The organism is Paenibacillus rhizolycopersici, assembly GCF_014947195.2.
Lineage (GTDB): Bacteria > Bacillota > Bacilli > Paenibacillales > Paenibacillaceae > Fontibacillus > Fontibacillus rhizolycopersici.
This window is the reverse complement of sequence record NZ_JADCNN020000009.1, coordinates 182,906-194,931: the sequence shown is the minus strand read 5'-3', so window position 1 is coordinate 194,931 and position 12,026 is coordinate 182,906. Positions and strand designations below refer to the sequence as shown.

Sequence of the window (12,026 nt, the reverse complement as noted above, 5' to 3'; positions counted from 1 at the left end):
AGCCGCAGGGCGGGCTTGGCTCATCCGGCGCCGCCGCCTACGCGGGCGGCGCGGCGGAACGGCAGCCGCTGCCGGCCGCGCGGCTGCAGGAGATGCCGGAAGCATTGTACGGCTCGCCTGCGGCGGAGCCGGAGCTTCCGGCGTTCCCCGAGCTGTCCTTGATCGGACAGCATCACGGCACCTATCTGATCGCGCAGAACGATCAGGGGTTGTATTTGATTGACCAGCACGCCGCACACGAACGCGTGAATTACGAATATTATTATGAAAAATTCGGCCGCCCGGCCGATGCATCGCAAGAGCTGTTGATTCCGATTACGCTGGAATTCACGCCATCGGAAAGCGCCAAGCTGCAGGAGCGGTTGCATTGGTTTGAACAGGTTGGGGTCGTGCTCGAACATTTCGGCGGCAATACCTTCCGGGTTGTGGCGCATCCGTATTGGTTCCCGCAAGGAGAGGAAGCGAGCATCATCGAGGAGATGGCTGAATGGGTGCTTAGCGAGCGGGCTATTGACCTGGCTAAACTGCGCGAGGCGTCGTCCACGATGGTTTCGTGCAAGGCGTCGATCAAGGCAAACCAAAAGCTGACGCCGGAAGAGGCGAACACGCTGATCCGCCGGCTGGCTGCCTGCAAACAACCCTACACCTGCCCGCATGGGCGGCCAATCGTCGTCTCGTTCTCCGCATATGATCTGGAAAAGCTGTTCAAGCGGGTCATGTAACGTCAGCAAACGGAGGAATTCATCATGTTAATTACTACGGGAGACCATGAAACCCCCGCTACAGTTCGTCGGGCGCAGGAACTAGCAAGTTTAGCTGGTATTCCCTACGTCTCACGCAGCCGGACGTCCCTTCCACATTTAGCTGAGCGATATGGCGACAGCGACATTCTGGTTGTTCTGGAGCAAGGGGCCCGGCTGCATCGGGCCAGCGGTGAACCGATGACGTTTCACCCCAGTATGGCGTATGTTCGGGCGAAGCGGCTATTCAAAGGGGAAAACGACGCGATGCTAGATGCCGCCGGGGTGGTTCCCGGCGACGTCATTATCGACGGTACGGCGGGTCTCGGTTCTGACGCAATGGTCTTTTCCATTGCAGCAGGGGCTGAGGGGAGAGTATTGGCATTGGAGGATTCTTTGCCCCTCTGGGCCCTGTTGTATGAAGGGTTAAAGTTTTATATCTCCGGCCTGTCTGCCTTTGACGAAGCGTTGCGGCGCATTGAACCGGTACATAAGAATCATCTGGACGCGCTGCGGGCCATGCCCGACAAAAGCGCAGATATCGTCTACTTCGACCCGATGTTCCGCGACCCGATCGCGGAATCGTCTTCCATTTCACCGCTACGGGCGTTCGCCAATCCGAATTCCCTTGATCCGGATGCAGTGAAGGAGGCTTGTCGGGTCGCTCGAAAATCCGTTGTTCTGAAAGAGCAGCGCGGGAGCGGGGAATTCGATCGTTTGGGGTTTATCGCGAAGAGCCGCTCCCATACCAAGATTGCATATGGAGTGATCTCGCTTGACCCGAAACGATAAACCAAAACTGCTAGTGCTGCTTGGGCCGACCGCGGTTGGCAAAACGAAGCTCAGCATCGAACTGGCGCGAGCGTTGTCTTGCGAAATCATTTCCGGCGATTCCATGCAGGTGTACCGGGGAATGGATATCGGTACTGCCAAGATCACAGAGGAAGAGATGGGCGGCATTCCGCATCATCTTATTGATGTGCTGGATCCCGACGAGCCTTTTTCCGTCGCGTTATTTCAGGAGTGGTGCCGCAAGCTGATCCCTGAGATTTCCAGCCGCGGGCAACTTCCTTTTATTGTTGGCGGGACAGGGCTGTACATTGAATCGGTATGCTATGAATACCAGTTTACGGAAGCCGGTGCCGACGAAGACTTTCGGGCTCAGCAACAGTCCTTTGCGGATACTCATGGCGCAGAAGCATTGCACGCGAAATTAGCGGACATGGATCCCCAATCTGCGGCCCGTCTGCATCCCAACGATGTTCGTCGAGTGATACGCGCGCTGGAGGTCGTCCATCTGACCGGGGAGACATTATCGTCGCAGCTCGAGAAGCAGCAGAAGCAATCGCCCTATGAGCTTTGCCTGATCGGTTTGACAATGGACCGTCAAATGCTTTATAACCGTATTGAACGGCGAATTGATGCAATGCTGCGACTTGGTCTGGTTGAGGAAGTTCAAGGGCTTCTCCGCAGAGGATACAGTCGTGAAGCGGTTTCCATGCAAGGGCTGGGATATAAAGAAATCGTCGAACATCTGATTGACGCTGTTCCGCTCGAAGTTACGGTGGAGAAGTTGAAGCGGGATACGCGCCGTTTTGCCAAGAGACAGCTTTCCTGGTTCCGTCACATGAAGGATATCGCGTGGATCGATGTAGGCGATGGTGAAAATTTTTCCGGGATTTTGACGGCGGCCCATGCTATAATAGCAGGAAAGTTTCCCGCTGATCTTGAATATAATTCTAAACACTAATTGATTCCTATTGGGGGTACGGCTATGAATAAGACCATTAACATCCAGGATACATTTTTGAACCAATTACGGAAAGAGAGCATCCCGGTCACCGTATTTTTGACGAACGGCTTCCAGATCAGAGGGACGATTAAGGCATTTGATAATTTCACGATCGTCATCGACAGCGACGGCCGCCAGCAAATGGTGTACAAGCACGCGATCTCGACGTTCCAGCCGCAGCGGAATGTATCGCTCATGCAGGAATCGCAAAACGAGGATTAAATCAGGCTGAAACTTTTTGAATTTCAATACGTTAAGAGTATAGGATGAGAACAGAGCAACCTGAACCAAGGTTGTTCTTTTCTTTCCGGGCACTTTTAAGCCAGGCGCTTATGCGGGATGATGATAACAGGTTCAGTTATGTTCAAAAAATCACTCTCACGTCATCGAATCCGTCATCGAACCCGCGCTCGTGCGGTGATATGATAATTTTAAGTGCATGAATTCAAGATTCGATGCCGAATCGTCTTCTAAGGCTTCACATCGTGATCCAAAGTTCATTTTTGAACAACCTTCTAAATCAAGTTCAAAAATTGGCTTTGAAGCACCGAGAAGATTGGATGAAGAAGGGGCTGAGCAGCGGAGCGTACGTTTTGGTACGTGAGCAGCGGAAGACCTGCATGAATTCAAGATTCGATGCCGAATCGTCTTCTAAGGCTTCACATCGTGATCCAAAGTTCATTTTTGAACAACCTTCTAAATCAAGTTCAAAAATTGGCTTTGAAGCACCGAGAAGGTTGGATGAAGAAGGGGCTGAGCAGCGGAGCGTACATTTTGGTACGTGAGCAGCGGAAGACCTGCATGAATTCAAGATTCGATGCCGAATCGTCTTCTATGGCTTCACATCGTGATCCAAAGTTCATTTTTGAACAACCTTGCAAAGCAGACTGGCAGGAAGGGAGTCAGAACAAATCATGTCTAGCAAAAGCCCATCAAGGCTGCAAAGAAGCGGCAAGCCGGACAAACAGGATAAGATGCCGAAAGCGCACAAAAAGAGAAAGCTTACGGCTAAACGCGTGTTGTGGACTTCATTTTTTACGATTGCTTTTGCGGTATTTTGCGCAATTGCAGGCTATATGTACATTACGGTCAGCGGTGAGAAAATCCTCCTACAGAACGAGGACAAGCTGACGGTTTATGAAACGACGAAGGTGTATGACCGCACCGGGGTATTGATGGGCGAATTGTCCATCGACAAAAGCGAGCCCGTCGAAGCCGACCAGATTCCTGAGCTGCTCAAGCAAGCATTCGTTGCAACGGAGGACAAACGGTTCCTTGAGCATAATGGGGTTGATTTGTGGTCCATCGGCCGGGCGGCGGTCAAGGACATCGTAGCCCGTTCCTTAGTTGAAGGCGGGAGTACGATTACGCAGCAGCTTGCTAAGAACATCTTCCTAAGCGCGGACAAAACGTTCTTCCGTAAAGCAACCGAGATGTCGATTGCCATGGCTTTGGAACGCCACAAGACGAAGGATGAAATTCTGACGTTGTACTTGAACCGGATTCCTTTTGGCGGAACTGTTTATGGCATTAAAGCTGCGTCCATTCGTTATTTTGGGAAAAGTGATTTGAATAAACTCGACGTGTGGGAGATCGCTACGCTGGCGGCGATGCCGAAGGCACCATCCCGATACAATCCGCTGAAGAATCCCGAGTTGTCCAAAGAACGGCGCGCGGTGGTGCTTGATCTCATGTTCCAGGAAGGGTATATTACCGCAGAACAGCGAGACGAAGCAAAGGCGGTAGATTACGATTACGAGCCGCCGGTGAAAAACCAAAGCTACCTTGCTTTTAAGGACTATGTTGTGGAAGAAGCTGAGGAGAAATTTGGGCTGACCGAGGACGAATTGAACCGCGGTGGCTACAAAATCTACACAACGATGGATGCAAAAGCGCAGAAAGCGCTGGAGAAAGCCTTCGAAAACGATGATTTCTTCGAAAAAAGCAAGGACGACCAGCAGGTGCAGGCTTCCATGGTGATCATGAACCATGAGAATGGCAGCTTGATCGCTCTGCTCGGCGGCCGAGACTACGAACGCAAAGGCTTCAGCCGATTGAACAGCCGCCGGCAGCCGGGATCGTCTTTCAAGCCGATCGTATCGTATGCACCGGCACTGGAATCCGGCAAATTTACACCGGACTCGCAGATCAGCAATGAGAAGCAGTGCTTCGGCGATTACTGTCCATCGAACCTGCACGGTTACTCCAAGACGATTAACCTGACTGATGCTTTGACGAAATCGGAGAATATCCCAGCCGTTTGGCTGCTTAACGAGATTGGCGCAGGCACCGGTGTCAAATATGCTGAAGCGATGGGCATCAAAATGGACAAAAACGACCGCAACCTGGCCATTGCTCTCGGTGGCCTGACTTACGGCACGAACACGCTGGAGATGGCCGGAGCGTTCAGCGTATTCGCGAATGGCGGTTCGTATAACCCGCCGTATTCCATCAAATCGATCGTCGACCATGATGGTGTGGAAAAATACAAATACAACGCACCGAAACCAAAACGAGTCATCAGCGAACAAACGGCGTATTACATGACGTCGATGCTGCAAAACGTCGTTAACGACGGTACCGGGAAACGGGCAAAGTTGGACCGTCCTGTTGCCGGTAAAACAGGGACAACACAACACGGGATCCCGGGGCTGAGAAGCAGTAAAAACCGCGATGTCTGGTTTGTGGGTTATACGCCGGAATGGACCGGCGCTGTTTGGATGGGGTATGACAACCCCGATAAGAACCATCTATTAAACGGCAGTAGCGGCCAAACTGCGGCCTTGTTCGCCGCTGTGATGAAGGAAGCGTTGCAAGGCATGCCTGTGAAATCGTTCCCGGTTCCGGGCAACTTACAACAAGAAGAACCGGAGGATCAAACGGTAACGGCAGCACCGACGGGATTAACCGCTGCCTATAATCCGGACAGCGGAGCGGTATCGCTCCAATGGACCGGCGTTGAAACCGCCGACGCGGTATATCATATTTACCGTCGTGAAGCGTCCGAAACGAAGTTCACCCATATCATGGATTCCGTATCGACAGAGGCGGAGGATATCGGCGTTACACCGGGAACCGGATACGTTTATTATGTAACGGCCTATGATCCGGTTAATGCCGTGGAAAGCGAGCCGTCCAACAACGCCCATGTGTTGATTGATAACGTCGAGCCGCCTGCAGGCAATGAAACCCCGGGTTCGGATACCGGAACACCGGTCGATCCTAACCTTCCGGGCAATGGTGACGGCAACCAAGGTGTTCCGCCGGGCAATGGCCAAGGAAACGGTAACGGTCAAAACAATGGCAATGGCAACGGAAACGGGAATGGAAACGGAAACGGAAACGGCAACGGAAACGGGGGGGATGGCAGTGGGAATGGTACGGATCTCCCCCCAATGGATGATGACGGAGGCGTCATCGTTCCGCCAGACAACGGCGGTGCCGGAACCGGTGCCGATGTCCCGACGGGGACTACGGATGGAACCACGGGAGTCGGCGGATAGCCGGAATTTCGGAATACGCATGGCATGAAAGCCAACCCTCAGCCCAGCTCTAAAGCTTGGCTGGGGGTTGTTTTTTTTCGTGTGAAAATGGTTTTTGTGACTCTCTTTCAAATATGGTAAGCTGATAGTACATTGTGTTGAAAGGGAACTTATTTATGAAGCGAAAATTCGGAGACCGCGCGAATTGGCGCCGTGTAACCCATCGTCAATTCAAATCCAAGTTTGTGGAGAGCGACGAGTTTACGGGATATGTCACACTGTACAGCATTTTTGCCCTGCGTGATCCGCTATGGAAGACCTACGGGGGACACACCTTCCGGATCGCCGACAAGGGTTACACCTGGCTGCAGTATTATCCTAAGGGAGCTCATTTCGTCGTGACGGCAATGTTTGATGATCACGGTGAGATCGTGGAATGGTACATCGATATTTGCAAGACGCAAGGGGTCACCGACCAAGGGGTACCTTGGTTTGATGATTTGTATTTGGATATCGTCGTGCTGAAAAATCGCGAAGTGTTTTTATTGGATGAAGATGAACTTGACGAAGCGTTAACGAAAGGTCTCATATCTGTCAAAGACTATGATCTGGCAACGGAGACGGCCCAGCGACTACTTCACGACATTAAGGAACGGCGTTTCCCCTATTTCCGCCTGTCCCTGGATCATTACCAGAGCGGGTTTATGACTTCGGAGCCGAATCAGCCAGGGGGATAAACCATGCGTCATTCCAAACCAAGCGGAAACGTGTTGTTAGGTCAAACACTTGAGAAACGAAGAGCCCGGGTTGGGAAGCGGATTTTTCGTTGGGGACTCTTGTTCATTCTCCTCGGGATAGGTTGGATGTTGTTTGTGCTGGCTCAGATCGGCAGCGTAGAGCGGAATCCTGCGGCCAATTCCACATTAAGCGAGCCGGCGGATGTCGGGATTGTCCTTGGGGCGGCCCTGTGGGGAGACGAGCCTAGTCCAGGGCTTCGGGAGCGGCTGGAACAAAGCCTAAAGGATTTTGAAGCGGGGAGATTTCAATTGTTTCTCCTTACCGGAGGATTGGATACGTCGACCTCAAACTATACCGAAGCGGAGGGGATGGCGAATTATTTGGAGCAGCACGGAGTGCCTCGGGACAAGATGCTGCTTGAAAATAAAGCGACCAGTACCTATGAGAACCTCAAATTCAGCCAGGATATGATGAAGGAGCGGGGGCTTTCGTCAGCATTAATTGTGACGCATACCTATCATGGTAACCGCGCGCTAGAAATTGCCAGAGCCCTGGATTACGAGGAACCAAGACTTTCGTTAACCGAAACCAGGGTTTTGAAGCCCATCCCCAACACGATCCGGGAAATTTTGGCGTATACAAAATGGAAGCTCGATCAAATAGGACTTGCCATGGGCCTGATATGATGACAAAACTTCTAATAACGGACAGGGAGAGAGAATACATTTAGATGTGTGTTCAACAAGTTGGCTTTGTGAACTTCCTCTCAGCCCTACCTTTATAAAGAGGTGATTTCCTATGTCTGGGCGTGTCATGGCCAGAAACGGCTCTTCCGATGAGAGACCGTCGCGTCAAATCAACGTGATTCTCCGCAGCACTGAACCGCCTGTCGTCTCGCAGGCGATTGCGGATAGCGAGCCTCAAGCGTCGGCAAAAGGGTTGCCGCAGCAAGGGCTTTTTGCCGAAATTCAAAAGGAACTGGATCACCTGATCGGTTTAGATCATATTAAGGATCTAATGTACGAGATATATGCGCTTTTGCAAATCGCCTCGATGCGCTCGGAAGCAGGACTGTTGTCCGGCGCTCAGGTGTATCACATGGTGTTCAAGGGCAATCCGGGTACCGGTAAAACCACCGTGGCACGAATCGTCGCTAAAATGTTTCAACGCATGGGGGTGCTTAGCAAAGGACATTTGATCGAAGTGGAGCGTGCCGATCTGGTTGGTGAATACATCGGTCACACGGCACAGAAAACGCGTGATTTGGTAAAGAAGTCGCTCGGCGGCATTTTGTTTATTGATGAAGCTTACAGCTTGGCACGGGGTGGCGAGAAAGACTTCGGCAAAGAAGCGATCGATACCTTGGTCAAAGCGATGGAGGATCACAAGAATCAATTCATCCTTATCCTGGCGGGTTACTCGGATGAGATGGACTTTTTTCTATCGACTAACCCGGGGCTGCCCTCCCGTTTTCCGATTCAGATGGATTTTCCGGACTATTCGATTGATCAGCTGATTCAAATTGCCGAAGGGATGGCGAAGGAACGCGATTATATCTTGATGCCTCAGGCGATACTCAAGTTAAAGCAGCATTTGCTGCGGGAGAAATGCGAAAGCGAGCAAGTATTCAGCAATGCCCGCTATGTACGTAACGTGATCGAACGATCCGTCCGGCAGCAGGCCGTGCGTCTGCTTCATCAATATGGCGGCGGTTCGCCGGGCAAGCTAGAGCTGATGACCCTCCGTACCGAGGACCTGAAGCTTGACGCCAAGAAGACGTGAGAGATGAGCAAAAAAACGGGGGCTCAGCACCGAGAAGGTTGGATGAAGCAAGGGAACGAGTAGCGGAGCGTAGGGAAACCTACGTGAGCAACGGAGGTCCCGGATGAATTCAAGATTTGACGCCGAAAGAGCAACTCTGAATAAGCATCGTGAAGTGCCGCCGTTTTTTTGATACCCGATTCAAATCATGAGCAAAAAAACGGGGGCTCAGCACCGAGAAGGTTGGATGAAGCAAGGGAACGAGTAGCGGAGCGTAGGGAAACCTACGTGAGCAACGGAGGTCCCGGATGAATTCAAGATTTGACGCCGAAAGAGCAACTCTGAATAAGCATCGTGAAGTGCCGCCGTTTTTTTGATACCCTTTTAAGGAGTAGTGATGATGCCGAGGTTGCAAATGCATGAGACCACCACCCATCGTCCGGACGTAGCCGTACTGGTGAGCTTGGTGACACCGGAAACGAAGCAAAGCGGCGTCGACCCCGAATATTCTCTAGCCGAATTGGTGCAGCTGGCCGAGACAGCTGGGGTCGAGGTTGCTGAATCCATCGTACAAAATCGCGATAAACCCGACCCGAGGTGGTTCATCGGAAAGGGGAAGGTGCTTGAGCTTCGCGAAGTCATCCAGCAGCGAAGCGCTAATACAGCAATTTTCGATCAGGAATTGTCCGGAGCCCAGGTCCGCAACTTGGAGGAAATGCTGGACGTCAAAATCATCGACCGAACCCAGCTGATCCTTGATATTTTCGCGCAGCGAGCCAAAACGAGGGAAGGCATTATTCAGGTGGAGCTAGCTCAATTGACTTACCTGCTCCCGCGATTGTCCGGGCACGGCAAAAACCTGTCTCGCCTAGGCGGCGGGATTGGCACTCGGGGTCCAGGCGAAAGTCAGTTGGAAACGGATCGACGCCATATTCGCCGGCGAATCGGCGAGCTGAAACGTCAACTGGAGGAGGTCACTCGACACCGTCAGTTGCACCGGGCACGTCGTAAAGAAACCGGGGTGGTACAAATTGCTCTGGTCGGCTATACCAACGCCGGTAAGTCGACGCTGCTTAAGGCAATGACTTCTGCAGATGTATTCGTTGAGAATCAGCTTTTCGCTACGCTTGATCCAACGACCCGGCTTCTTCCGCTCTCAGGCGGTAAGGAAGTGGTGCTGACGGACACGGTAGGATTCATTCAAAATCTACCACACGATTTGGTCGCTGCCTTCCGGGCTACGTTAGAAGAAGTTAACGAGGCGGACCTCATATTGCATGTCGTCGATGCCTCCTCGCCGATGCGCGAAGAGCAAGTGAAAGTGGTGGATCGAATATTAAACGATTTGGGTGCAGGGGGAAAGCCTCAGATCGTGTTGTTTAACAAAAAGGATATCTGCCCGCCTGAACGGCTGCAAATGCTGCCGACAGGCGAAGGGTACTTGAAGATTTCCGCGTTTGACGAAGGGGATCTTGCGACGATACGCGAAGCCGTGCAGCGCAAGTTGTCTGGCGGAACCAAGACGTTTCGGATTCCTGCAGAACGAGGCGATCTCACCCCGGTGTTGTATCGGGTAGGAGAAGTGGTGGACAAGCAGATGGACGAGGATGTCATGATTTACGAAATCGATGTGAATCAGGCGGATTTCGATAAGTATGGATACCGGCTAGCTCCTTTTGCGATCCCTAAACCAGTTCTCACAGAGGGAAGCACGACAAACGACGGAATGGATTAAGGGAGAGATAACGTAACGATGGCAGGATTTTCTGAGGAAATTGTACAATGGCTGGAAGATGCCGAACAACAGGCGGGAAGCCGGTTTCGGGAGGTCGACCGGATCGTCGATCAAAACCAATGGAAGGTGATTGAAGCCTTTCAGCGCCACCAAGTCAGCGATTATCATTTTGCGGGTTCGACGGGTTATGCTTATAACGACCGAGGCCGTGAAGTGTTGGATCTTGTATATGCGGACGTATTCGGTGCAGAAGCCGCGCTGGTGCGGCCGCATTTCGCTTCCGGCACGCATACGATCGCTACGGCGTTGTTCGGGGTCTTACGGCCCGGGGACGAACTGCTCTACATCACAGGTCGTCCTTATGATACACTACATAAAGTGATAGGGACACCAGGAGACGGTAGCGGCTCGCTACAGGATTTTGGGATCACGTATAACGAAGCAGGATTGCTAAGCGATGGAACAGTCGATTGGCAGGCGGTAAGGGAAAAAATTACCGATAGGACGAAGGTAATCGGGATCCAGCGATCCCGAGGTTACGATTGGAGGGACTCGTTCACCATCGCACGGATCGAGGAGATGGTCCGGCGCGTGAAAGAGATCAAGCCGGATCTGATCGTCTTTGTGGACAATTGCTACGGCGAGTTTACCGAAGAACGCGAACCAACGGAGGTTGGGGCAGACCTGATCGCCGGATCGTTGATAAAAAATCCTGGCGGTGGCTTGGCCGAAACCGGGGGTTATATTTGCGGACGGCAGGAGTTGGTTAAACTAGCCTCATACCGTTTGACCGCACCGGGGATCGGCGGTGAAGTCGGGGCGATGTTGGGGACAACCCGTGGAATCTACCAAGGGCTGTTCTTGGCCCCGACGATCGTAGGACAAGCTGTCAAAGGCAGCATTCTGGCCGCTGCTTTGTTTGAGAAAGCGGGATTCCAAAGCCGGCCAGGATGGCAGGATCCGCGCACGGATCTTATCCAAGCGATTGCCTTTAGTGCACCGGAGCAACTCATTGCGTTCGTGCAGGGCATTCAACGGGCCGCTGCTGTAGACGGCCACGTCGTACCCGAGGCTTGGGATATGCCGGGTTATGAACACCCGGTTATTATGGCGGCCGGGACATTTATTCAAGGCGGAAGCCTGGAATTGTCTGCGGATGCTCCGATTCGCGCCCCCTATATCGCTTATATGCAGGGCGGCTTAACCTATTCTCATGTTAAATTTGGTCTCCTGACCGCACTTCAGACGATGAAGGATCGTAACTTGTTGTAAGTTATCCTAACATATCTATTGACATGTCAGGATAACTCACATATGATAAGGTCATGAGAATCGAAATGGAAGGTTGAGAGCGATGAGTGAGGAAATTCGCAGAAATATGGCCTTGTTTCCTATAGGTATCGTTATGAAACTTACGGATTTAACGGCAAGACAAATACGATATTACGAGCAGCATGAATTGATTGTACCTGCGCGAACCTCGGGGAATCAGCGAATGTTTTCCCTCAATGATGTCGAACGCTTGCTGGAGATCAAGGGCCTCATCGATAAAGGCGTGAACATCGCCGGGATCAAGCAAGTCATGAACCCAATGTCCCGTGAATCTCTAGATGCGACGGTCATCACGAAGGATACCGAGGAGAAGCGGAAGGAAATGACGGATTCCCAAATTTACCGTATGTTGAAGCAGCAGTTGGTGTCAGGTAGCAAACCGGGGCAAGTTTCTTTGATCCAAGGCGAACTGTCGCGGTTTTTCAAAAAATAATAATCTAAACGTT

At 51.9% G+C, this 12,026-nt stretch carries 11 protein-coding genes; all 11 read left to right on the top strand.

Annotated features, from left to right (window positions below; genetic code table 11):
- A partial coding sequence (locus IM700_RS12355; protein WP_472850235.1) for a DNA mismatch repair MutL family protein occupies positions 1-722 on the top strand: 722 nt, incomplete at its 5' end.
- Between the two features lie 24 nt (positions 723-746).
- A complete protein-coding gene (locus IM700_RS12350) occupies positions 747-1,532 on the top strand; it encodes a class I SAM-dependent methyltransferase (RefSeq protein ID WP_193416160.1) in 786 nt (261 codons plus the stop codon).
- Complete coding sequence (miaA, locus tag IM700_RS12345; RefSeq protein ID WP_193416161.1) at positions 1,516-2,490, top strand: tRNA (adenosine(37)-N6)-dimethylallyltransferase MiaA; 975 nt, start codon at positions 1,516-1,518, stop codon at positions 2,488-2,490. The genes IM700_RS12350 and miaA overlap by 17 nt, the downstream gene beginning before the upstream one ends.
- Before the next feature lie 24 nt (positions 2,491-2,514).
- Positions 2,515-2,754 carry an RNA chaperone Hfq gene (hfq, locus tag IM700_RS12340; RefSeq protein WP_016312028.1) on the top strand — a complete coding sequence of 80 codons (240 nt, stop codon included), beginning with the start codon at positions 2,515-2,517 and terminating at the stop codon, positions 2,752-2,754.
- Positions 2,755-3,446: 692 nt separating this feature from the next.
- Positions 3,447-6,035: a transglycosylase domain-containing protein gene (locus IM700_RS12335; protein WP_193416162.1), complete on the top strand. Its 2,589-nt coding sequence runs from the start codon at positions 3,447-3,449 to the stop codon at positions 6,033-6,035.
- Positions 6,036-6,190: 155 nt separating this feature from the next.
- Positions 6,191-6,751 (top strand): ribonuclease FAU-1 family protein, encoded by a 561-nt coding sequence (locus tag IM700_RS12330; RefSeq protein WP_155605857.1) that lies wholly within the window; start codon positions 6,191-6,193, stop codon positions 6,749-6,751.
- A 3-nt stretch (positions 6,752-6,754) separates the two neighbouring features.
- Complete coding sequence (locus IM700_RS12325; RefSeq protein ID WP_193416163.1) at positions 6,755-7,438, top strand: YdcF family protein; 684 nt, start codon at positions 6,755-6,757, stop codon at positions 7,436-7,438.
- A gap of 112 nt (positions 7,439-7,550) precedes the next feature.
- Positions 7,551-8,534, top strand: a complete 984-nt coding sequence (locus tag IM700_RS12320) for an AAA family ATPase (protein WP_155605859.1) — start codon at positions 7,551-7,553, stop codon at positions 8,532-8,534.
- A 379-nt stretch (positions 8,535-8,913) separates the two neighbouring features.
- Positions 8,914-10,248: a GTPase HflX gene (gene hflX / locus IM700_RS12315; protein WP_239483838.1), complete on the top strand. Its 1,335-nt coding sequence runs from the start codon at positions 8,914-8,916 to the stop codon at positions 10,246-10,248.
- Between the two features lie 18 nt (positions 10,249-10,266).
- Positions 10,267-11,520, top strand: coding sequence for a methionine gamma-lyase family protein (locus tag IM700_RS12310; RefSeq protein WP_193416164.1), 1,254 nt, complete (start codon positions 10,267-10,269; stop codon positions 11,518-11,520).
- An 82-nt stretch (positions 11,521-11,602) separates the two neighbouring features.
- A complete protein-coding gene (locus IM700_RS12305) occupies positions 11,603-12,013 on the top strand; it encodes a MerR family transcriptional regulator (protein WP_155605861.1) in 411 nt (136 codons plus the stop codon).
- Positions 12,014-12,026 lie beyond the last annotated feature (13 nt).